Raw genomic sequence first — 22512 nt, forward strand, 5'->3', positions numbered from 1 at the left:
CGGTAAAGGATGGTTTCCACGTGCTGGCCGACGGCGGTACAGAGAAGACACTCATACCGCTTCGAATCGACCTGGCTCCGAATCAGTATGTCACTATTGACGAGTTGACCTATCCTGAAAGCGAACCTTTTGATTTTGTCGGCAGTGACAGTCCGTGGCGAGTTTATTCCGGGGATGTGGCAACGACTCTGAATCTTTCTGTGAGCTCAGGCGCCGGCTCGTGGCAGGGGGCTCTTGAGGGTCAGATTGTTTTTCAAAGTTGCAACGATCGGACTTGTTTTCCGCCCGATTCAATACCGTTGTCGATTCCGATCAGAATTGGTGAATAGGAGTCGGCACGGTCGTGGCGAGGGGGTAAATCCTGTTTGAGGGGCAGGGCGGGTCTGTCTTCGCCTGCGCGCCGCGGCGTGAACCCGCCATCTGTCGATTCCCCCGGAGACAAGCCATCCGCCAAACTTACCAAACAGAAAACAATTCATTGACAAAACGAAATAAAACAGTATAATCATCGGGTTGTGTAACCCCCCGGGCAGCCAAAAAGCTGGTCGGGTTTTTTCTGCGTGATTATTCCCTGAAAGTTTAATCGGTAGATTTGGTGAACCAGGTTACGTCTTGAATGGTTCTGTGCTTGAAAGGTGTATTGATAAATGACAGATATTGCTCACATCCGGAATCTCGCCATTGTCGCCCATATCGACCATGGCAAGACTACCCTGATAGACTCTGTGTTCAAAGCCACTCAGACTTTCCGTGAAAACCAGGAAGTGGCCGAACGGCTCATGGACAACAACGTTCTCGAACGTGAGCGCGGTATTACCATTCGTTCCAAACACTGCACCGTGTCATGGGATGACTACCTGATAAACATCATAGACACGCCCGGTCACGCCGACTTTTCCGGCGAAGTAGAACGCGTACTCTCGATGGTTGACTCGGTTCTCTTGTTGGTCGATGCCAACGAAGGACCGATGCCACAGACCAGGTATGTGCTTATGCGTGCCTTGAAGCTCGGTCTTCGCCCGATTGTCATAGTCAATAAAGTTGACCGTCCCAACTCCCGCCCGGATTATGCCCTGAACAAAACATTCGATCTCTTCATAGAGTTGGGGGCCACCGATGAACAAGCGGCCTTCCCGGTACTGTATGGCTCCGGTTTGGACGGATGGTTTGTCAATGACCTGGACAAAGAAGAGCATAAGGGAATGGGTCCACTCTTTCAGACAATCATTGACGAAGTCCCGCCGCCCCAGGTCAATCATGACGGAGACTTTTTGATGCAGGTGAGTTCTCTTGACTGGAATGACTATATCGGTCAGATCGGTTGCGGAAGGGTTCTTCGGGGCAACCTGAAGAAGGGCGAAGAATTTACTCGCATGGTTACAAAGCTGAACGATCCATTATCGCAGGATAAAGGGTGGGTGTTAGGTTCCTCTTCAAAAGCGAAGGGCATCCACATGTGGATTACTCGCGGCCTGACCCGGGTGGAAACCGATGAGATATCAGCCGGTGATATTGTCTGGATAGCCGGACCGCCGGAGATTGGCATTGGCGATACTTTTACCAAAAACGAAGATACCAACCAAGCACTGGAGCCGCTTGAGATAGAAGAACCTACTCTTTCAATGTTCTTCCTGGTCAACAACGGACCATTCTCGGGCCAGGACGGCACCGCCATTATGCTCCGCCAGTTAAAGGACCGGCTGGAAAGAGAGCTTCGTGTGAATGTCGCCCTTCGAATGGAAGATGTCGGTCGTCCGGACGGTGTAAAGGTTTCCGGACGCGGCGAACTTCACCTGGCTATCTTGATCGAGGAGATGCGACGTGAGGGCCTCGAGTTCTGCATCTCCCGCCCCGAGGTTATCACCCATCTCGATGAAGATGATAATGTTCTGGAGCCCATGGAGACGCTTATCATCGATGTCCCCGAAGAACATCAGGGGATCATCATTGAGAAACTGGCCAAACGAAAAGGCGAATTGACATCGGTTGAAAACGCCGGTACCAAGACTATTCGCATCGAATTTGAAATCCCTACCCGTGGTCTGTTCGGATACCGGTCGGAGTTTTTGACGGATACCCGTGGTCTGGGCGTCATGGCTTCCCGTTTTGTCGGTTACGGACCGTGGCGTGGTGACATAGTGTCACGAAGCAAAGGGTCTGTCATTAGCATGGAAACAGGTACGGCCACCGCCTATGCTCTGGAAGGGTTTCAGGAACGGTCGGTCATCTTTATCGAACCTACAGATAGAGTCTATACCGGTCAGATTGTCGGTGAGAATTCACGCAATATGGATATGACCTGCAACCCGACCAAACGAAAACAATTGACCAATCACCGTGCGTCCAATAAAGACATGGGTGTCAAACTTGATGTCCCCCGCAAGATGACGCTGGAGCAGGCGATGGAGTGGATCAGAGACAGCGAGCTGGTGGAAGTAACTCCAAAGTCTATTCGGATCAGAAAACAGGTTCTGGATTTCGATGAACGAAAGCGCGGCGAGAAAAAACTGCTCGCTTTGGATGAGAGCACCAATGGATTACGCTCAAGACTTTCCGCGTAGAGTCCGGCAGGTATGTCACCGACGTAGAAAACTATCGTTTCAATCGAATCGAGAGACCCGGTAAACTTATTACATTAGAGAGAATCAGTTGAACTTGAACCAAATACTAAACGACACTGCCTTAGCAAGCCGAAACAGAAAAAGTGTCCCAACAACCAGACGATCCAACAGCGGATTCGATAACCTGGGTATAGCACCGAGCTTGATGAAGGCAATCGACCGACTGAACTTTGAACGTCCGACGCCTATTCAAAAGGAATCGATACCGATCGGTATTCGCGGCGACGATATTATAGCCGTCGCCCAAACAGGCTCAGGCAAAACTTTGGCCTTCGGTATTCCGATGTTGCAGCGTTTGTCAAAAAGCAAAAGAGGCACCGGGCTGGTTGTTGTCCCAACCCGCGAATTGGCCTTGCAGGTGGAAGAATCAATCCATGCTGTCAGCGGTTCTGTGAATATTCGTTCGGCGGTTTTAATCGGCGGCGCATCGATGTCGGTCCAACGGAATGTCCTCAAAAAGAACCCACGGGTTATCATAGCCACGCCCGGACGTTTAATGGATCATCTCGAGAAAAAAACCGTGGACCTATCCAGGGTTGAAGTTTTTGTGCTGGATGAAGCAGACCGGATGCTCGATATGGGCTTCATCCCTGACATCAAAAAGATAATGAAGTCGATTCCCGATCAGCGCCAAACAATGTTGTTCTCAGCAACCATGCCGAAAGAAATCGAAGCTATTGCCGAGAAGCTCATGCGGGCTCCGACCCGCATCGAGATTGACCGTTCCGGCGCGACTCCGGCGGAGGTAAGTCATGAGATGTTTATCATTAATAAGCAGGACAAGAGCCGGCTTTTGGCCCTCCAGCTCAAGCAGTGTTCCGGTCCGGTACTGGTCTTTACCAAGACCAAGTGGATGGCCAAGAAACTCACGGCCAAAGTGAATAACATGGGTTTTGCCACGGCCCAGATTCATTCCAATCGAAGCCAGGAGCAAAGGCGTAGCGCCCTGGAGGGTTTTAGACGGGGAAGATATCAGATCCTGATAGCTACTGACATTGCCGCCCGCGGAATCGATGTTTCGGGAATCGAACTGGTGGTCAACTACGATATGCCGGCCAATTCAGAAGATTATGTGCACCGGATCGGTCGCACCGGGCGGGCCGGGAAAACAGGCCACGCTGTTTCTTTTGCGACTGCTGATCAAGAAGGGTCGATCAGAAACATCGAGAGATTCATAAAGACCGAGCTGGCCATATCAGCGCCACCGACACTGCCTTCCGAGATGCGTCTCCCGGCGAAAGCCGATCAACCGGGTTTTGGAAGCGAGCCTTCAAAAGGTGAGAAAAGCTCGAAGCGAGATTCTCAAAAAGACTCCCCATCAGCTCGTCGGAGTTTCAACAAAAGAGGTCCCCGAAAACTCTCGGCGAAGCGGACTGGGTCAAAACAGAAAGAGTCCAAAAGAGAAGATTCGCATCCGGGGGGCTCAAAGCGCAGAGTCTCCACTCCTCAAAGATCACAGCCGGCCAAACTCAACCAAGATGACACCAAAGGTGAAAGCCCTTTCTGGACTAATTTCAAGAAACACCGTCCCGCTCGGAAGAAATCTGCGGGCCAGGGCTCCGGTCGGAAGAATCGGTCCAAGCGCAGATAGAAGGCAAGCCACCCCCTAAGGTTTGATCCCTGTATTCTGAATGCGAAAGCCTGAATTTACGTTGATTAAAGGCCGGTTTTGGAGTACCTTGGTCATTAGGAAATTACTCTTGTGGTAGCGCTCTGGCGCCGCCCGGCCAAACATCGGAGGTATACTGATGAGTATACACATTGTCACACGCACACTGATAGTCCTGGGGGCGGTCGCCCTGCTGTTAGGTGCTCTGTCCTGTTCACAACAAGAGGCGGCCGTTCTCGAAGCGCCGACCTACTATGCGGATACTATTGTCGAACAGGTACGCAATCATGTCAATCAGGGGTATGAGTTTCTGGATTCCGGCAATACCGAAAGTGCCGTGGCCGAGTTTGCCAGGATCAGCGAACTGACAAAGTGCGGTCTGATTCAGGAATATCATACCGCTTGTGTCTACGGTCGAACGGGAGACAAGGACAATGCCTTTGTCTGGTTGGATAAGTTGGTTGCGAACGGTTATGACAAAGCCGAGAATCTGAAGTATGATTCCGATTTGGAATCGCTGCAAGAGGATCCTCGTTTCGATAAAGTATACGAAGACGCCAAAAGTAATGCCGCTACTCTGAGCGCTGCTTTGGCGGCCGGTATGCCCGAATATGCCAAGGCCGAGACGACTTTTACCACGGAAGAAGAATACGAGGCATGGGCTAAATCGCAGAGCGGTCGGATACGCAAACATAGTATGTTCTGGACATCGACCGACTACACCAAAGCAAGGATCGATCTGGCTGCGCGGAAACTCGCTGCCCTGCGCCAACTCAAAGCAGGCGATCCGGAGTATGACTACCTCCTGGAGCGCGTGCGCGAGGCGGCCGCTCTGTCATCCATGTATGAAGCATGGGGACCGGTGACCGATCTGACCATGAAAGAGGTCGGGAATTATAAGGGTCCCAACCAAAGCGAAGTGGATTTTCGCGCCGGCCTGGCTTTATCCATGAAGTATGGCGAGGATGATCCTGAAAGAAACGGAGCCTTTACTCAGGCCAATGCCTATCTGGCCAAAGTCGAGGACGGGACCGACTATTATGGTGCCGCGCAAGCATTGACGGTGGTTAATCAACTGCGCCAACCAGACGCCGACCAGGTGAAGCTTGCAGCCGAGCTCACAATGGTTGCCGACAAGTACATGGATGAAAAGTTCGCCTACCGTGTTATCTCTACCCAGTTCGGGCCCGGAGCTGTCGAGACACTCTGGCCTTTGGCCCTGGATAAACCCGACCTTGTCGATAAGGCGATCTCTCTGGATGACTACAAGGGAAAAGTGGTCCTGATCGATTTCTGGGCGACCTGGTGCGGTCCCTGCCGCGCTGAACTGCCCAACCTGGTGCAGGTGTACAATGACTATCACGATAAGGGACTCGAGATTGTGTCGATATCGCTGGACTATGCTGACCGCGTCGACAAAGAGGCTTACACCAAATGGATCGATGAGCATGATATGAACTGGCGTCACTCTTACGACGGCGAGGGATGGGATACACCCCTGGTCAAAAAGTATTTTGTCAGTTCGATTCCGGCCGCTTTCCTGGTGGGCCCCGATGGTTCGCTGCTCGCGACCGGTGAAGATTGCCGCGGTGCGGCTCTTGCGGAAAGTGTCGAGAAGGCGCTCGGCAGCATTTAGTTCCGAACGTTGCACGTACTGATTATTACGATTCTTACAAAGCGGAGAAGGTGCCAAGCCTTCTCCGCTTTTTTTGTGTCACGTACCGGGCCCGGTCCTATTGGGTAGCCCATCAGCTTGCTGTGGGATTACGGCCGACGTGGCCCGGACGTTCGTCCGGGGTATCAGGACCCTCGGCATCCATTCTTCGTAGGGCAGGTCTCTCTTCTCTTGAAGACCTGCCAATCACGGCGGGTCCACGCCGCGGCGCGCAGGCAAAGACGGACCCACCCTACTTCAGAACTCTCTTCTCGTGAGCGGCAGATGTCCACATCTGCCGTTTATACAGACAACGCGCGCAGCGCGAGAAACAGGCTTGCCTGTGTTGTGCCCACGTGATCTTCAGATCGCGTGGGATTGTGGCTGAGTCTGAAGACTCGACCACCACAACGTACATCTGCCACTTTCGCAGGTCCTGATTTCGACGAAATCGGAATTGTGACCCCGCGATATCCAACCAACCGGTTGCGGACCGCTATCTGAGTGTTATATTGCTGCAACAAAACTGCGGGAGAATGATATGGCAGACGAAGGATTACTGTGCTGGAACTGCGGCCGCGCTACCGGGATCACCGGGCGGGTGATGCGTTCCGATTCGTGCGAAAATTGTCTGGCCGATTTGCGATGTTGTCATGGATGTCGGCACTATGCACCGGGGCGACGGTTTCAATGTATGGAGTCGGTCGAGACGAACGTGGTCAACAAAGAGAAGAACAATTTCTGTGATTTTTTCCAGATGCGCGATGCGGTGAAACGTCCCGGTGGTATCCATCAGGGCCAGGACATGAAAGACGACCGCAAGAAAGGCTTCGACGACTTGTTCAAGGATTAGTTCCATAAAGGGGTTCTTGTGCTTCGCGCATGTCATCCTCGTGCCGTTGTTTCTGTTGGCGCTACGTCGCAAGTTCCGGCGGTGAGGATACTCGGAGTCAAACTTATGTCATGCTGAGCGCAGTCGAAGCATGGGCCAAACCTGCAGTAATTCACCCTTCGACTCCGCTCAGGGTGAGGTTACAAACGCGCGAAGCGCAACAGGGCGATTTATCGCTTCGGTACCCCACCTAAAGCCTTGCGACAGGTGGGTCCCTCTGTGAAAACTTAGGTCCCTCCCGACGCTGCCGCTCTGGGTGGGGCACCAATAAAGTATCACGCCAAGGGCGTGATGTCGAAACCGCAGGGGTGTCGACCTACTTTTGAAGACCGCTCCCCTTCTGTCATTCCGGCGAAGGCCGGAATCCAGTTCTGTATTCCAAGACTGGATACTGGCCTGCGCCAGTATGACGGAGACTCCGAAGATAGATTCCCGCCTACGCGGGAATGACAGATTTGTCTAGTCCTGTTTGGGTTCGCCCAACTCGGCCATCTGCTTCTGGCGTTTGACCAGTTTCCCAAGTGATCCCAAGCGAGGGCGAACAACTTGATAGGCAACAAATGAAAACACGACCAGAATAAGTGTCGCGCGAAACCGTCCGGTCAGGGCAAAATAGATGTAGCCATACAGTGATATCGCCGCCACCAGCAGCGATATCGGACGAGAAGCACGCAATAGACCCATCCTCAAGTCTTCCTGAATCGTGTCCATGCTTTTGATCATCGGTCGGTCGAGCAGTTTGCGACGGTACCACCAGGCCAATCCACCTTGAGCCACTGTCAGCACGGCGAAGACATAGAAGAGTGGATTGGCCGAGTCGCCGATGCGGTTCGGGGGGAAGTGGTTGGTGGCCAGGTAGTGGCATAGATACAGCCCGACGGCCGGCAGGAGAACGTTGACCACCAGTGCGAAGTACAGAGACTTGGCCAGTATGCGGTGCAGATCGACACCGAAGTCATCGGAAAACAAACTCATGGAGCCTCCAGGCGTTGAAGGAGCCGTGTGAACTTTATTCGTGACGGCCAATAGATAATCGACCATGCCGCGCCGATCGGGTAGAACGCCAGCAGCCGCCACAGACCACCTTCAACCAGGAAATTGACGAACCCCAGTATGAAAGTCACGTGAATTACAGCCAGCCTGGTGATGAGCATGGTGTATGCCAGGTGGTCTCGGGACATATCCTTGGTTTTGCCTTTACGATAGGCAGAAATCAGAAGGCGTTCAAACAACGTTATATAGAAAGGCAGTATTACAGCGATTATGAGCAAGATGTAGAACATAATGTCGTTGTGGCCACCGTCTGGAAAGCGGGCGGCGGCGGATTCGCTTTGAAAGAATGCGATCCATAGATACATGCACGGCGCCAGGCCGAGGATGTTTACCGACATTAGAGGTATTAACCACCACCTATTGCCAAGAAGTTTACCCACATCCATCAATTGACCCTCTCCTTATCGTCGCGCAGTTTCTTGAAGAACGATTTCATTAGAGCCGAAACTTCATCCTCTCTGACCCCTGCAACGACTTCCATGCGATGGTTGAATTGGTCTTCGGCAGGGATGTCGATTATTGAACCGCAGGCGCCGAACTTCGGATCGGCTGCGCCGTAGATGATCGTTTTTATTCGTGACAACATCGCCGCCCCGGCGCACATCGGACACGGTTCCAAAGTTGAGATCAGGACACAGTTCTCCAGCCGCCAGTCGCCGAAGTGATTATAAGCAGCCGACAGAGCGATCATCTCGGCGTGGGCGGACGCATCATGAAGCTGTCGAGTTCGGTTGTGGCCGCGTCCGATAACACGATCTTCGAAGACAACCAGGGCGCCTACCGGAATCTCACCGGCCTCGAAAGCAAGTGATGCTTCATGCAAGGCCATTTCCATGAACTGCTGTTGCCTGAGTTGATCCATGCAGGCAATATAGACGGCGGTGGTCAGGCCGACAATTCTTTTTTGCTCGGGCCGCGTACCACAGGCGGATGCACAGACGTTTTAGTCGACAATAGCCAACCTGGCCTTGACAGATGTAGATAATTCGGTAGTTTATAGACAAAGTCGCAACGGTCAAACCAGTCGACAGAGTAGGTCAACGTGAAAACACAATCAAAACTCCTCGTGCTCATGGGATTGATCTGTATGGTCGGAACGGTTGCATCAAAGCCACCAGAGAAGTCCGATCCCATTCTACAGAGTGCACTGAGAGACAGCCGAACCATTGACGATGACACGTATATCGACGCCAATAAGGTCTTGATGTTTGTTACCAACCACGGCAACTTCGGCCGTGACCTGGCCGGCGTCTTCGATCTTTATGCAGGCACATTCTATCCTTACTCGACTATCCAGGATATCCATAGCGGGTTGCGCAATGACTTCCTGATTTACGCCGCGGGGCTTTGGGTCGGCGGCAAGGTCAATGGACAAACACGAGTTGCCATCAGCGAATACATTGACGAGTACGTCCCCGGACCAATGGCCGGAGGTACCTTTCAGCCGGATGATCCGGCCTTCAGGGTGTACAAGCTGTACCGCGACAGTCTTGGGGACAACCCTAATGACGACTTTCTGAACTGGCCCGTCGATCAGGGTGCTCCGGTGGATAGTGCGGGCAGTCCTCTCATGAAAGGTGATCAGATGTTGTGGGCGGTGTTCAATGACGCCGATCCGTCCCAACACACCCACGATGCCGGACAGACGGTCCCCCTTGGCCTGGAGGTCCAGATGACCTGTTGGGCGGTCGATGAACCGGGGGAGATTGTCACACCGACAAAGGACCGATGGTCGGCTGTCCATACTGCCGGGAGTTCGCCGGGCAGTGTGGATGTGGCTATAACTGACTATGGAGCACTGACCGGAGATAGTCTCCTGGTGGTATTCGAGCCGGACGACACTCTTGGGTCAACCTGGAGTCTTATCGATGCTGTGTCGGGTGCGGTGATTCTTCACAATCAAACCGACCAAAATGGCACATCGGTGCCGACGCCGGTCGGCATGAGCATAGCCGTCAATGGTGGTCCGCTCGGCGTAGGCGGGTGGGTAATCCCTAACGGTATTCGTCGATTCACCTGGGCTGGTGGAGCCGGGAATCTTGGTTGGGAGGGATTAAATGGAGCCCTGGGTTGGGGCGGTCCCGGTGATACCCATGGCTTCGGTCTCAACGATCCGGTCCCATACTATGATCTTCCGACAGTGCTTTTGAAACTGGCTCCGACCGACGCCGAGGGTAACGTCGACCCGTCGCACCCCGATCTGTCTTTCGCCTATCGGTATGGACGCGGCTTCTCTTCTCCACCGGCCCAACCCGAATTCGCTCCGTACATCATTAACACCGCCAACGGCGGCTACACATTCCAGGATTTTGTCAAGAGTATGCCGATTTCGGCTTGGAATGTCGATGTTGACCCACCTCAGCGCTTGACTTTGGGTTATCTCGAAAACAACGCCGAATTCGGAATGGTGGACGGCGAATATTGGCCGCCGTACTTTGACGATGCGGACAATACAGCCGGTGACGGTCCGCGCGAATGGCTGTGGGTCTATCTTGATGACTACAGCGAAACAGCCAACCCTGCATTTCAAGGGGATGCAATTGAGGATTCCATGCCGATCATGTACTGGGCTACCTGGGCACGTCGCATGGACGAAGGCTGGAATGATGAGGATGAATTCCTGATCATCCCTCGGCATGAGTACAGCAACACGCCGATGGACACTTTCTCTTTGGTGGCCGCCGCACCTGACACCCTGACTTGCGGTGGCGAGGGATTGTCGATCTACATGGAATACAAGCTGTACAACAAAGGCGGCAACGACATCGAAGACTGCTATCTGTCGATTTGGTCGGACCCGGACCTGGGCGACGCCGGCGACGATTTGGTTGGTTGCGACACTCTAAGTAATCTGTTCTTCTGCTACAACAACGACAACGACGACGCCGGTTATTACCTGGATAAACCACCGGCTGTCGGCTTCAAAATACTTGCCGGGCCATTAGTTCCGGCGGCCGGATCGACAGCTGTTTTCGGAGATACCTGGTGGCCGGACTATCACAACCTGGGGCTGACATCGTTCATCAATTTGTTTGGCGGCACCGACCCCAACAATCCCCCGGAAGCCTATAACTATTTGCAGGGACTGGACAGATTCGGCGACCCTCTGCCCAACGGCACTCGGTACATGGTCCCCGGTGATCCAGTCACGGGAACAGGTGATTTGGATCACTATCCGTCTGATCGCAGGATGCTGGGGAGCACAGGACCGTTTGATTTCCCAGCCAACGATAGTCAGTACTTCCTGATAAAGCTCGCAGTCGGACAGGGAGAGGACCGGCTGGCTTCGATCACGAACATGAAAGAGAATCTGAACGCACCTTCGACTTGCTGCCTGTTGCGCGGGGATATCAACCATGTTGACTCGCCGCCGATCGACATCAGCGATATAATATACCTGGTTAGTTACTTGTTTATCGAAGGTCCGCCACCGGTCTGCCACGTCGAGGGTGATGTAAATGGTGACGGCAATCCGCTGCTTGATATCTCGGACCTGGTGTACTTGATCGATTATGCTTTCAGGGGCGGTCCGACACCACCACCCTGCCCATAGGGGCTTGTTGACAAACCCTGATTACGTTGTGTCGGGTCCTGAACGCGCCAAAGGCGTGGTTGTGACCCGACACGCAACTGCTTGTCAGACATGGGCGGCGGGTCACACGGATTCGCCGGCGTCCGCCGCGGCGGACAGGACCCACCGCAACGGGCAAAAGGCACTTTTTCAACACTCCCATAGGTGGAGAACCGCGAAGGCGCGCTCCATACTCATCATCACGGGCTTTGTCGGGGGGCGGGCTCGAATGAAATTTCCGAGCTACGCCCAGCGCGTGACTTGCGATTACGAATTGGGTGCCTGGACCGAGTACGCGGCGTTCAAAGACAGGCTCGCCTGCGAGAATTCGCTTGGCCGTCCGATCATATTATATTATCGTTAGTCCGCTCCGGGTGTGGGTAGAAGCCTGCTCGGACCGGGACGAAAGACATTTATGTCTTGGGGCAGTAGCTCAGTTGGGAGAGCGCCACGTTCGCAACGTGGAGGTCGTGGGTTCGATCCCCATCTGCTCCATTTGAAATAAGACTGAGACCCGGACCAAGGTCCGGGCCACCTTATTGTCTGTTTTGTGTCGCCAGATGCCGCGCGTTGCGGTGTCGGTGCTGTCAGGCGACTCGCCTGACAGCCGGTGGGTTTGACGGCAGGTGTCGGGCGGGGTCGCCCAACACCACCCCGCGATCCAGGGGTTTATCAACAAGCCCCATGGTCCGGGCCACCCTATTGTCTGTCATTCCCGCGCAGGCGGGAATCCACTCTTCGTAGGTCGATACCCCTGCGGTTTCGACATCGGTGTCGAGTGACCTATCCCGTCTCCAGCGGGACTGTGGGAATCGTCGGGACCACTAGGGTCCTGACCAACTGGTTTTCGATTCTGGCGGCTTTTGCGGCCGTCATTTTTTGGCTCTTTGACAGCAAGACAAGCTTGCTTTTTGCGCTTCGCACCTCTTGAGTGATCGACTCGACGAACAGTTGAGCGCAAAAGGCAATTGGGTTATCTAGTATCTGCGAAAACTCGCAGGCGCGCGCCGCGAAAAAAGCCATTTATGGCCGCGAAGCGCGAGAAAGCGATTTATCGCCGCGCCGAAGGCGCAAGAACTGATTTATCAGTGTGTGCTAGATGGGGAGTTAGCGGTGCCCTGTAACCCGGAACCCGCTATACCGGGATTGAATTCCCACCCGAGGGTTATGCGACCGATTGTATTCGATGCTTAAGTGGTGTTGATGGTCGGGTCCTGTACAACAAGAGCCTATGAACCCGGTCAGGACCGGAAGGTAGCAGCCGTAAGTAGTTACTGTTGTGTGTTGCAGGGTCACCCGATCTGAGCTAACTGGGCGGAGGATCTTTTGGTTAGCGATTCGGAGGTGGGTGCACAAAAACCAGACCCCCTGATTTGATTCAGGGGGTTTTGTTGTGGGCGGATTCTCTGCGGCTATTGCTGCAACAACAGCACGATATTTGAGAAGACCTGCTTAAACAGTTCGAACAACTCCTTGCCTTGTTCGTTGTTAAGACTCAGCGCAATAGTTATCGATACGAGAGTTGAAAAAGCAAGGCTCCGCCAGTTGATACGGTTGAGCAGTCCAACCTGCTCAGCTAGATAATCAAGCCGATCATCGACCAGCGAAATATGCTCATCTGTAGTCTCGAACCTATCGATAACGAGTTGCCTGAACTCCTTAATGGCCATTCGCAGTTGTACTTGCTCTGGTTGCGTGAAAGGCTCGCGGTCGTCACTTCCAACGGGTTCATCGGAAACGACAGGTGTCTGTGATTGGATTTGTGCCCAGAGGTCAGGTTCCTGAAGTTCATCAATATATCGCTTTACATGGTCTATCATCCACTTCTTGAATACTGAATATGCCGTGTCAATTGATCCGCCATTTGTCGGATTCCAAGCACCCTCACGGAAGTCCGGAACGAAGCGAGTGTAATTCCACTGATAAGAGTCGAAGCTATGTCCCATTCTTGCGATTGCGAATTCAAAGGGTGTCGCCTTGTATCCAAGAATGAAGCAGTGTCTGGGGCCTATCTTGCGTTCCTCCGTTTCGAACCTGCCCAGATCTAATGGTCCGGAATTGATGACCTCAATGAACCCATTCCTGTGCTTCCTCAACATTCCAATGGCTGGCTTGTCGTCACTCATGCAATAGTCCTCGCAGGTCCCTTGTCACGTTATGCCTTCGCTATTGGTCGTGAAAATAGCCGCTCCTCTCCGTATTGTCAAGCAAGCCTGCAACGCGCGAAGCGCAAGAAACACGGCTTGACCGTATGTCATGCCGTGCGGAGTCGAGGTATGAGCACAAACGGCAGATGTGGACATCTGCCGCCCACAGAACAGAATCGGCGGGTCCACGCCGTGGCGTGCAGGCGAAGACGGACCCACCCTACTAACTAAAACAACAAATCCTTACCGTAGACAAGCCCCATGAGTAACAATAGTACGCCCAGCACGATGTTGAACCGACGCGTGGAATGTTTGCGTCCCAGTCGAGCGCCGAAGTAATTGCTGGCCATGTATGCAAGCAGTCCCACCAACATAGCCGGCCAGACAATGTCGCCGTGCGCCTGATACTTGATCACCGACCCAACACTCAACGGCGGAAGCAAAATACCCAGCGAGATAGCGCGGGCGTCGTCTTTGTTCACTCCGAACAACCAGATCATCACCGGCACCATCAAAACACCGGCGCCAATACCAAAGAACCCGCCGGCCACACCGACCACGATTCCAAGCAGCGTCATCGAAAACCTGTTCAACCGAATACGTCCGTCCGGCGTGCCCACACCCGCTGTTGACAAACCGTTCACCAGTTCCATGGCCACCGATCTCACCCCCAGGATCAGCAAGAAGGCAGCGAAAGCCAACCGTAGAGTCTCATGCGACAAGCCATACGCCAACAGTGCGCCCGGATACGAGAAGATGGCGTATGTGAGAAGGCCAATCGTGATGAACACTAAGTTGCACCGCACCCGGTCCCACATTACGATCACGGCGGGCAGACTCAACGGTCCCAACATAATTGCTGCCACCGTCCCCTGCGCCATGTGCTGTGTGTAACCCAAAAAGTATCCATACACAAACACCAGAACGGGTGCGGCGCCGATACCTGAGTATCCACCCAGAAAACCAACCACGATCCCTCCGGCCGTGACCAACAACAGTTCATCAAGTGACAAGCAGGTTCCTTATCCGTTTGAATCTCAAGTCTGTATACAAATTAGCTTCATCCGGCTCTCGGTCAAGGTTGGACTGGCTGACATTTGAGTAGCGACATTTGAGTGGCCGGTGATCTGGATATCTTATGCAAAAATGTTTAGACCTGAGAGCATCCGGTTACGTCCATAAAAGTGTATGGAGTTTTTGACGAAAACAAGACGACGCCGTTTGATTCGACGAATCGCTCCGTGGTTAACGTCGGCAGTGCTGATCTGTCTCGCCTGTCGCGACAGTTCGCAGCAGCCTGGTCCGGGCACTCTCAGGCACGAGTTTCTCGGTGAGGGGGAGTATCTGGGTGAGTACTGGCCGACCGACGGATGGCGTGAGTGTCGTCCGGAGGAAGTCGGCATGAATTCTGCGGCGCTACTTCTGGTTCATGCCTACGCCGCAGACCCTGAGTTCAATACCGAGGGACTGGTGATTGTTAAGGAGGGTTACATAGTAGGTGAAGGATACTTCAGAGATTTCAGCATTGACGACCGTCACTACAGCTACTCGGTAGCCAAGAGTTTTACCTCGGCCGTGGTCGGGATGGCCATTGACAATGGATTCATCACCGGGATCGATGAAAAGGTTTTTCAATACTACCCGCAGTGGCAACTGCCGAACACTGATCCGCGCAAACAGCAGATTACCATTCGGCATCTCTTAACCATGATGTCGGGGATCGAATGGAACGAGGACGACTACTACTCGGACCCATCCCAAAACGATGCTTTCATCATGCATCGCCGGTCGGACATGAATCAGTATGTGCTGGACAAGCCGATGAAAGATACGCCGGGTGAAGTGTGGTATTATTCGACGGGCAACTCTCAACTTCTGTCCGGAGTGGTCCAGGGCGCTACCGACCAGACTGTGTACGAATACGCCCGGCCAAATTTGCTTGAACCTTTGGGGATCGAGGAGATCGGCTGGGACCACGATGCCACCGGACAAACCCACACCGGCTCGGGTGTCCGGGCAACAGTGCGTGAGTTTGCCAAGTTCGGGTATCTTTATCTCAACAAAGGGCGCTGGGACAAAGTGCAGATTGTCTCGGCCCAATGGGTCAATGAGTCGGTGCAACCGATCTCGAACGATTTGAGTCACTACGGATATCATTGGTGGCTCAAACCGGTCTTGTCCGAGCATCAGAATTCAATCGTACCCGACAGCACTTTCATCGCCTGGGGGATTTACACGCAACAGATCATTGTCATACCCGAAGAGAGAATGGTCATCGTGCGTGTCGGCAACGATCCGACCACCGGACGGAATGACTGGAGTACTACGACCTTTCTCACCAAAGTTATGGAATCGGTAATCGACCGATAAACAGGCAAGCCTGTTTCTTGCGCTGCGCGGTGATATGTCAGCCATAAATGGCTCTCTTGCGCTGCCCGCCCGGACCGTCATTGCGAGGTGCGTCTTACGCGCCGCGGCAATCTCACAGATATTGTCCTGCCGGACCTTGATCCGGCAACCAGGCGATAAATTGCTACTACGCGCGTAGCTCGGCAAGAGTCATTCCTACAAAAGCAGAAATCCAGGCAGGTGAGCATAGCCTGGATTCTGGCCTTCGCCAGAATGACAGAACCGTAGGGCGTCGGGTGGCCGCCTCAAACCTTGTTTGGGGCGGGTTCACCCTTCGACTCCGCTCAGTGTGACACGGTCAAGCCGTGTTTTTGTGGCTTCGCCACGTGGTACCTGAGCGTGGACTTGCACGAAAGAGCGATTTATCGCCGCGAAGCGCAAAAGCCATTTATGGCCTCGATGCCCGGCTGAGAAGTTTCAGTTTATGACGCTGACGACGATTCGTCTCTTTCGGAATTTGTTCGCGGTACTCACCAAAACGGAGGGCGACCTTGCGCGCTTTTTCTTGCATGCCCAATTCATCAAAGCAGAGGTAGAGTTGATGGTCGCACTCGATCAGGTTGTAGTAGTTCCCAACGTCTCGTTCGAGTCTGCCGCGTATATCTGTGTAGACTTCGACCGCCCGGCCGTATCGCTTCATCCGAAAATGAGTTTCAGCCAACGGCCACAGGAACAACTTGCCTTTAGGAAACTGTCGGGTCATTTGCTCGGTGAGGACCAGCGCAGAATCGTACTGATTGCTGTCCAGCCATATCCATATAAGCGAATTGCGAGCAGCCTCACACGAGATCGATGATGAATCGGCTGCCAGACGCAGTTCGTCTATGCCGCGCTCCGTCTCGTCTTTCAGAATTCGCAGTCGTCTCAGCAATCCCCCTTTGGCTGACTTCCAGTAATGATACAGACCGAGGCCCAAGCACAGATCATAACAACCGCTGTCGAGCTTCCAACCTTGTTCGTACTGGGAACGGGCATCAAAGCCCAAACGCAAGGCCCGAAACTTGGACCCGAATTTGGACTCCCACATGGCACGGTAGGAGCGGACATGTCCGCGAAAAAAGCTCATCCACGCAGCGCTGTTGGTGTTGCAGGTATCCATAATCTGTGCGGCCAGTTGGTCAGTCATATCCAACCAGGCAAACAACGAATCGCGCGGTTCGGCCTGTTCCTGATCAAACATTCTCCCCAGCAAGGTTGCTGCAAGACAGAACGGACCCAGCGGATCGCCGGGGTATAGATCGAGCATTTGCCGACCCATAGAATCAGCCGCCATGAAATTGTCGTTGTAGATTGCATGCTGCACTTGAACGGCCAGACTCTTCTTGTGGTTGTCGAGATAGCTATCGGCCGCACTCACCGAGGGCACCGACACAAGGAACAACAGTATTGAAAGAGAATACGAGATAGCACGGCTACGATTAACGGTTGGCCTGACCTCACCCTGAGCCGAGTCCAAGAGTGGTTTTCGGAAGAGATTGCTGCGCCGGCTTTGGTCGCTTGCGGTGACAGTGCCTGAGACGTCCGACCAGGTCGCCCCACACCAGCCCCGAATCAGACCCCGAAGCCACGGTGTCGGGCACAAAAAAACCGGGAAGAAACTCATCCCGGTCAGGTTAGTTTTGGTCGGCGGTCAGGGCAACAATAACTTAGTAAGAACCATTTCCTCGACCGGCGTGAAATCGAAAAGATCGAGACCCTCCCGCTCGGAAGCGGCTATTATCACAGCATTGCCAACTTGATGAAAAAGCAGACGGCAGTCGTGGCAAGTGTGATCGAAGAACACGGTACCATCGCGTGTTACCGCGGCATCGGACAGATCGTCCGGAATAGTAAACTCGCTACTGGGGGCGGCGAACACCGAGACCGATTGCTCACCATTATGAAAGACAAAGTGAGCCATCTGAACACCATCAAAATCCTCGGTGAAGTTGGAGATCAACTGAAAGCCCAACTCCTTACCCAGGCTGGAAAAGTCAAGGCCGAGGTAGCTGCCATCAGGCACAATACCGGGCTGAAAGTCCGGCTCCAGAACCTGATAATGTGAGGCCTCAAACGGTACATACAGATTCACGTGCCGATAGTAATCAGAAGCCAGCGACACGGCGCCGATAACGATTACAACTGAAGCCACGGCAACCATCGTTTTGGCAATCAAACTGTAAGAGCGCGGTGGCGCACCGGGTACACTCTCTTTGTCGATGGCGTCAAGTTGCATTATGACTTTGGCTTTGAGGCCTTCGATGTTTCCCTCGGCACCGTTGTTTTTCAGGCGTTCGGCGATCAAATCATGAACGCTTGTTTCCAGGCGGTAGATCTTTAAACAATCACGACAGCTATTGACATGCCGCTGGACTTCGGCGGCATCAATTTCGTTAGCCTCTTTGTCGATTATGTCATAAAGAAGGTCCAGAGCTTCCTGGCAATTCATTATGCTTTTTCCTTGATGTACCCATTCTTCACAGCATAGTCAAAAAGTTGCTTTTGCAGTATCTTTCGTCCTCGATGGAGCCTGCTTTTAACCGTGCCGAGTTGGAGGTCGGCGATAGCAGCAATCTCCTGATAGGAAAAGCCCTCAAGGAACGATAGGACAGCGACCATTCTGAAGTCATCGGGAAGGTTTTCAATTGCTTTCTTAACATCGTCGTCAAATATCTTTGAGAATAGAGCCTGTTCGGGATTATCACTCTGTTCGAATCCGGCCAACTGCCCATAAAGGTAGTTTTCATCTATATCGTCAATATTGGCCGCCATTGGAGAGCGGGACTTGGAGCGATACTGGTTGATAAAGATATTGGTCATGATCTTGAACAACCAGGCTCGACAATTGGAGCCCGTCTCGAATTTATCCCAGAACCGGTACGCCTTGGCAAATGCTTCCTGTACAAGATCCTCGGCATCGCTTTGATTCTTTGCCAGTCGCAAAGCCGTACGATACAGAGCATCCATGTGAGGCACCGCCTCGGCCTCAAACTCCTTTCTTTTGGCAGCATCCTTCTTCCGGTCGGCCATCAGTCCCCCCCTTGAACACAGCAAGAACCGGCGATGCTATCGGTTTTTCTAATCATCTAAACATAATCCCCGGTCCTAAAGTTCCCGCTGGCAGCACCTTAAACCGAATAGCCATATTTCTATAACCGGCTATAGGCTCCATATTTAACAATGCGGCGCTGGGTTTTCATGGTCCATGTTAGAATAATACGTAACCAAATTCAGACTGACAAGCGATTTTGTGGGGGGGAGGGGGAACCCGTTAGGGCATTGGTATACGGTGGAAAGTAAGAAAGCATGAGATTTTGTTGACAATACAGTTGGCAAAAAAGTAATTGACAGTGATAAGTGATTGTGCATGGAGTTGACAAGCCATATCTTATCAGACGGACAGGAGTACTGGCGCATAGGAGTAGGATCATGATAGACAAGAGACTGGCGGGGATATATCTGCTCATGGAGGAATTGGGCGGATTCGGGATTGATGACCTCGAAGATAGAGTATTCGTACAGAAAGCGATTTATCTGTTGCAAGTGCTTGGAATTGATCTGAGATATCGTTTTTCCTGGTATCTGAGAGGGCCATACTCAACTCATTTGACTCAGTCAGTTTTTGAGTTAACCAGTAACAAATCTATGCAAGACGAAGCCAAGAAACTTACAATTCGACCGGAGGTTAGGCCAGCCATAAACAAGCTGAAAAAACTCATGGAGGCGAAGCCAGAATCGTTGACGCCGTCTTCGTGGCTGGAATTGCTTGGTTCAATCCACTATTTGAAACATATTTCAAAGGCCATAGCTAGCAAGGATGTTGCTGGTGCTATTCTTGGAAGGGCTGGCAAAGATTGGTTTAGCGACGAGGAGGCAGTTGCTGCGTGGGATCAACTGGACAGCGTTGGGCTAATCGGGAATATTAAACTTCCTCTATAGAATCCGCGGTGGGGCATGGACTTTAACGCAAAGACCATTTGTGATAGTGTTCACGGGTCGATAGGCATATCTGAACTCGAGCAGCGGATAATTAACACTCGCACTTTCCAGCGACTCAAGAAGATCAAGCAGTTGGGGCTTGCGTCCTTGGTCTTTCCTGGTGCAGAACACTCACGCTTTGCCCATTCTATTGGCGCCATGCACATTATGTCGCGGATGGTTGACGGTCTCAGAGCAGCCAAATGCCCACATGTGTCTGGTGAAAACGGTGACGAGATCAAGCAGAAGCTGAGACTTGCTGCACTATTGCACGATATAGGGCACTATCCTCTGGCCCATTTGGGGGAGCAAGCTTTTCAATGGGTTGATTACATTAAGAGAGTAGAAGGAGTAACAGAAGGCGAGGAGTTGGAGGATCGCAGAAGCCTACTGCAGCGAGCAGCCGAAAGTCCAAAGAGTCAGGCTGCAAAGCATGAACGACTTGGAGAAAAGATCCTCACGCACTCGGAGTCTGAGCTCAGACGGCTGATTGCAGAGGCTGGATTCGAACCCGCGGAAATAGCTCGGATAATTAATGCCGAAGACAAGGATAATCCTTTTCACATTCAGTTAATGAGCAGTACGCTTGACTGCGACAGAGTAGACTTCCTCTTGAGAGACTCTTTGGCCTCTGGTACGAGTTTTGGCCAGGTGGACATCAATTATATTATTGCGAACATCTACTGGGATTCAGAGTCTCAACGCGTCTGCTTCAAATCAAAGGCCAAGAACGCTATTGAGCACTTTATCATGTCGAGGTACTTCTCTTACAACTTGACTTACCACAAGACGGTAATGGGCTTTGAACTCATGGCCAAAACACTGTTTTTCATGATGATGTCCGACGACTCCTTCCCAAAAGACTCCTACGGGGGAATCGCTACATCACTCGCGGAAGTAGATGATCGAATTGGGAGTGACCCGGAGTTTCTTGCGAATTTCACAGATGAGTACTTTTGGTACTACTTGGAAAAATCAGGAGAACTTGGTTTTGGAGATGACCTGTTCAAAAGACTAAGAAGGCATCTGCTGCACAGAGAACCCCTACGACCTCTCTGGGAAGAGAGGTTGGTGGCAGACCTGAGCAACGACGAGATAAGTTCTCCCTTTAAATACGTGTCCGAGAAACTCTTGGACGACCTTCGGTCAAGACAAGATTGTCAGGACTCTCTAGACAAAGCCGGACTCAATGTCGATGATGTTGTCGTACTCTCAAAACAGATCGACTTCGAGGGTGTCACGTACTCCCGGCCATACTATAAGAAGCCACCTAATGCCGAAGATCTTTACAAACTGGTGAAGATCCACTCGAGTGAGAAAACCGGTGACCTAATTCAAGATCCCGGCTCTATCATCCGTGTTCTAAGCAATTACCAACAACGCATAGCTAGAGTGTATGCTCTTGTACCCAAAGACAGCAAGGAGGAACGAGCTCTTAGAGACATAATCAGGGATCGAGTAGAAGACAACTGACTCACCAGATTCCCCATCCCCCCTACACATCCCACGAATCACGTTTGGAAAAATAGAGGACCTCTTTCATGGTCGTGTAGCCATGTTTCTGAAAGAGGCTGATCGAAGGACTATTGACGTCTTCGATCAAAGCGGCAATGATATCCGCCCCACGCGCTCTGAGGAACTGTTCCAACGCTTTGATAATCTCCCCGCCGAAGCCCTCGCCGCGACGGTCCGGATCGACCGCCACACGATTGATCCATCCCTTGCGACCATCGAATGTCGCCAGCCCGACCGCCAGCATCCGATCGTTTTCAAACAGCCCGAAAAAAGCAGTGTCTTCCCGGGCGATTTCGATCGCTATCCGGTCCCGATGGTCTCGTCCCTGTGGTCGGTACGGCAGTCCGGCATCAGCCCAGACACGGATGATGTCGTGGTAGTCGTCAGCGGTCAGTCTTCTCAGTTCGCGGTCCATATTTCTCCTCTAAGATATCCTGCAACCAAGCCATGGAGAACTCCGATGCACAGGGCTGGTCATTCCAGTGTTCGCAGCCGGAGAAGTTCAGCAGTACGCCGCGCGCCGGGATACCTACTTCTGCAGCCGTGCGCATGCCGGTGGCCAGCATCTTGATACAGGCCACGCCGATGACGCCGATTTCACCCATCGTCTCCTGATAGTGTTCGAGTTGTTGGGTCAGTTTCCGTTTGGAAAAGATAACCTTGCATCGGTATCGTGCGGCCAATTCGGTGATACCGAAAGCCTGACAAGTTTGGACGCATCGTTTGCAGACATCGCCGTAGGGGGTGTCGACTTTTTCGCAGTTGGGATTGTGCAAAGTCAGACAATCGGGCATGACGATCAGTGTTTTCTTTGCGTTGTTAAAAGCTTGGCGGTCCCGCTTGTCCTGAACGCTGAAGGCCAGCAATTCCATCAGATAGGTTGCTTTGTCGGTGCTGCGCAAGGATTCACCGTGGTCGTTGTTTTGTGCCTTCTCGACATAGGCGTCGATCCTGTTGAACTCTTTGGTGAAAAACTCGAATCCCTCAGAAAGAACCTGCCGGGTAAAATCGTCGAGTCGTGCACGGAAATCTTGGCCAAGATGATAGGTGGGAATGTGTCTTTCCATGAGGCCAATATAGCCGA

19 protein-coding genes, 1 tRNA gene and 1 other RNA gene are annotated in these 22512 nt (G+C 52.5%); 11 read left to right on the top strand and 10 right to left on the bottom strand.

Annotated elements, in window-relative coordinates:
• Positions 1-20 precede the first annotated feature (20 nt).
• From OEV49_05590 to OEV49_05610, 5 genes are all read left to right on the top strand, one after another.
• A complete protein-coding gene (locus tag OEV49_05590; protein ID MDH3890537.1) occupies positions 21-329 on the top strand; it encodes a protein-disulfide reductase DsbD family protein in 309 nt (102 codons plus the stop codon).
• Between the two features lie 318 nt (positions 330-647).
• The gene (gene typA / locus OEV49_05595) at positions 648-2561 is read left to right on the top strand and encodes a translational GTPase TypA (protein MDH3890538.1); all 1914 of its coding nucleotides are present in this window, start codon (positions 648-650) and stop codon (positions 2559-2561) included.
• 205 nt (positions 2562-2766) lie between these two features.
• Positions 2767-4212, top strand: a complete 1446-nt coding sequence (locus tag OEV49_05600) for a DEAD/DEAH box helicase (GenBank protein ID MDH3890539.1) — start codon at positions 2767-2769, stop codon at positions 4210-4212.
• 157 nt (positions 4213-4369) lie between these two features.
• Positions 4370-5866 carry a TlpA family protein disulfide reductase gene (locus tag OEV49_05605; GenBank protein ID MDH3890540.1) on the top strand — a complete coding sequence of 499 codons (1497 nt, stop codon included), beginning with the start codon at positions 4370-4372 and terminating at the stop codon, positions 5864-5866.
• A 559-nt stretch (positions 5867-6425) separates the two neighbouring features.
• Complete coding sequence (locus OEV49_05610) at positions 6426-6737, top strand: hypothetical protein (GenBank protein MDH3890541.1); 312 nt, start codon at positions 6426-6428, stop codon at positions 6735-6737.
• Between the two features lie 498 nt (positions 6738-7235).
• Here OEV49_05610 and OEV49_05615 read toward each other — a convergent pair whose 3' ends face one another.
• From OEV49_05615 to OEV49_05625, 3 genes are read right to left on the bottom strand one after another with little or no spacing between them, the layout of a single operon-like run.
• Positions 7236-7751, bottom strand: a complete 516-nt coding sequence (locus OEV49_05615) for a hypothetical protein (protein ID MDH3890542.1) — start codon at positions 7749-7751, stop codon at positions 7236-7238.
• Positions 7748-8167 carry a hypothetical protein gene (locus OEV49_05620; protein ID MDH3890543.1) on the bottom strand — a complete coding sequence of 140 codons (420 nt, stop codon included), beginning with the start codon at positions 8165-8167 and terminating at the stop codon, positions 7748-7750. The genes OEV49_05615 and OEV49_05620 overlap by 4 nt, the downstream gene beginning before the upstream one ends.
• 47 nt (positions 8168-8214) lie before the next feature.
• Positions 8215-8691 (bottom strand): nucleoside deaminase, encoded by a 477-nt coding sequence (locus OEV49_05625; protein MDH3890544.1) that lies wholly within the window; start codon positions 8689-8691, stop codon positions 8215-8217.
• Positions 8692-8871: 180 nt separating this feature from the next.
• Here OEV49_05625 and OEV49_05630 point away from each other — a divergent pair, with 180 nt between their 5' ends.
• The 3 genes from OEV49_05630 (at position 8872) to ffs (ending at position 12756) form a co-directional block, all read left to right on the top strand.
• On the top strand, positions 8872-11382 hold the full coding sequence (locus tag OEV49_05630) for a hypothetical protein (GenBank protein MDH3890545.1): 2511 nt from the start codon (positions 8872-8874) through the stop codon (positions 11380-11382).
• Between the two features lie 440 nt (positions 11383-11822).
• A tRNA-Ala gene (locus OEV49_05635) sits at positions 11823-11895 on the top strand.
• 595 nt (positions 11896-12490) lie between these two features.
• Positions 12491-12756: signal recognition particle sRNA large type (ffs, locus tag OEV49_05640), an RNA gene on the top strand.
• A 56-nt stretch (positions 12757-12812) separates the two neighbouring features.
• Here ffs and OEV49_05645 read toward each other — a convergent pair.
• Positions 12813-13526 carry a hypothetical protein gene (locus OEV49_05645; protein MDH3890546.1) on the bottom strand — a complete coding sequence of 238 codons (714 nt, stop codon included), beginning with the start codon at positions 13524-13526 and terminating at the stop codon, positions 12813-12815.
• A 248-nt stretch (positions 13527-13774) separates the two neighbouring features.
• Positions 13775-14560: a sulfite exporter TauE/SafE family protein gene (locus tag OEV49_05650; protein MDH3890547.1), complete on the bottom strand. Its 786-nt coding sequence runs from the start codon at positions 14558-14560 to the stop codon at positions 13775-13777.
• 184 nt (positions 14561-14744) lie between these two features.
• Here OEV49_05650 and OEV49_05655 point away from each other — a divergent pair, with 184 nt between their 5' ends.
• A complete protein-coding gene (locus OEV49_05655; protein ID MDH3890548.1) occupies positions 14745-15917 on the top strand; it encodes a beta-lactamase family protein in 1173 nt (390 codons plus the stop codon).
• Between the two features lie 427 nt (positions 15918-16344).
• Here the strand turns inward: OEV49_05655 and OEV49_05660 are convergent, their stop codons facing one another.
• The 3 genes from OEV49_05660 to OEV49_05670 form a co-directional block, all read right to left on the bottom strand.
• Positions 16345-17313 (bottom strand): hypothetical protein, encoded by a 969-nt coding sequence (locus OEV49_05660; protein ID MDH3890549.1) that lies wholly within the window; start codon positions 17311-17313, stop codon positions 16345-16347.
• Positions 17314-17586: 273 nt separating this feature from the next.
• Positions 17587-18384, bottom strand: a complete 798-nt coding sequence (locus OEV49_05665; GenBank protein MDH3890550.1) for a zf-HC2 domain-containing protein — start codon at positions 18382-18384, stop codon at positions 17587-17589.
• A complete protein-coding gene (locus OEV49_05670; protein ID MDH3890551.1) occupies positions 18384-18965 on the bottom strand; it encodes a sigma-70 family RNA polymerase sigma factor in 582 nt (193 codons plus the stop codon). Before OEV49_05670 ends, OEV49_05665 begins: the two co-directional genes overlap by 1 nt.
• A gap of 399 nt (positions 18966-19364) precedes the next feature.
• Between OEV49_05670 and OEV49_05675 the strand changes: the two genes are divergently transcribed.
• A complete protein-coding gene (locus tag OEV49_05675; protein ID MDH3890552.1) occupies positions 19365-19874 on the top strand; it encodes a hypothetical protein in 510 nt (169 codons plus the stop codon).
• Positions 19875-19889: 15 nt separating this feature from the next.
• The gene (locus OEV49_05680) at positions 19890-21386 is read left to right on the top strand and encodes an HD domain-containing protein (GenBank protein MDH3890553.1); all 1497 of its coding nucleotides are present in this window, start codon (positions 19890-19892) and stop codon (positions 21384-21386) included.
• Between the two features lie 22 nt (positions 21387-21408).
• Here OEV49_05680 and OEV49_05685 read toward each other — a convergent pair whose 3' ends face one another.
• Complete coding sequence (locus OEV49_05685) at positions 21409-21843, bottom strand: GNAT family N-acetyltransferase (protein MDH3890554.1); 435 nt, start codon at positions 21841-21843, stop codon at positions 21409-21411.
• The gene (locus tag OEV49_05690; GenBank protein ID MDH3890555.1) at positions 21812-22495 is read right to left on the bottom strand and encodes a DUF116 domain-containing protein; all 684 of its coding nucleotides are present in this window, start codon (positions 22493-22495) and stop codon (positions 21812-21814) included. The genes OEV49_05685 and OEV49_05690 overlap by 32 nt, the downstream gene beginning before the upstream one ends.
• Positions 22496-22512: the final 17 nt, after the last annotated feature.

The sequence above is a fragment of the Candidatus Zixiibacteriota bacterium genome (assembly GCA_029860345.1).
Lineage (GTDB): Bacteria > Zixibacteria > MSB-5A5 > GN15 > FEB-12 > JAJRTA01.

Excerpts from the sequence above, each read along its gene's own strand:
- OEV49_05610 (MDH3890541.1), top strand. The coding sequence starts at position 6,426 with ATGGCAGACGAAGGATTACTGTGCTGGAACTGCGGCCGCGCTACCGGG.
- OEV49_05600 (MDH3890539.1), top strand. The coding sequence starts at position 2,767 with ATGAAGGCAATCGACCGACTGAACTTTGAACGTCCGACGCCTATTCAA.
- OEV49_05690 (MDH3890555.1), bottom strand. The coding sequence starts at position 22,495 with ATGGAAAGACACATTCCCACCTATCATCTTGGCCAAGATTTCCGTGCA.
- typA (MDH3890538.1), top strand. The coding sequence starts at position 648 with ATGACAGATATTGCTCACATCCGGAATCTCGCCATTGTCGCCCATATC.
- OEV49_05670 (MDH3890551.1), bottom strand. The coding sequence starts at position 18,965 with ATGGCCGACCGGAAGAAGGATGCTGCCAAAAGAAAGGAGTTTGAGGCC.
- OEV49_05615 (MDH3890542.1), bottom strand. The coding sequence starts at position 7,751 with ATGAGTTTGTTTTCCGATGACTTCGGTGTCGATCTGCACCGCATACTG.
- OEV49_05625 (MDH3890544.1), bottom strand. The coding sequence starts at position 8,691 with ATGGATCAACTCAGGCAACAGCAGTTCATGGAAATGGCCTTGCATGAA.
- OEV49_05645 (MDH3890546.1), bottom strand. The coding sequence starts at position 13,526 with ATGAGTGACGACAAGCCAGCCATTGGAATGTTGAGGAAGCACAGGAAT.
- OEV49_05665 (MDH3890550.1), bottom strand. The coding sequence starts at position 18,384 with ATGAATTGCCAGGAAGCTCTGGACCTTCTTTATGACATAATCGACAAA.
- OEV49_05620 (MDH3890543.1), bottom strand. The coding sequence starts at position 8,167 with ATGTCGGTAAACATCCTCGGCCTGGCGCCGTGCATGTATCTATGGATC.
- OEV49_05685 (MDH3890554.1), bottom strand. The coding sequence starts at position 21,843 with ATGGACCGCGAACTGAGAAGACTGACCGCTGACGACTACCACGACATC.
- OEV49_05605 (MDH3890540.1), top strand. The coding sequence starts at position 4,370 with ATGAGTATACACATTGTCACACGCACACTGATAGTCCTGGGGGCGGTC.
- OEV49_05680 (MDH3890553.1), top strand. The coding sequence starts at position 19,890 with ATGGACTTTAACGCAAAGACCATTTGTGATAGTGTTCACGGGTCGATA.
- OEV49_05675 (MDH3890552.1), top strand. The coding sequence starts at position 19,365 with ATGATAGACAAGAGACTGGCGGGGATATATCTGCTCATGGAGGAATTG.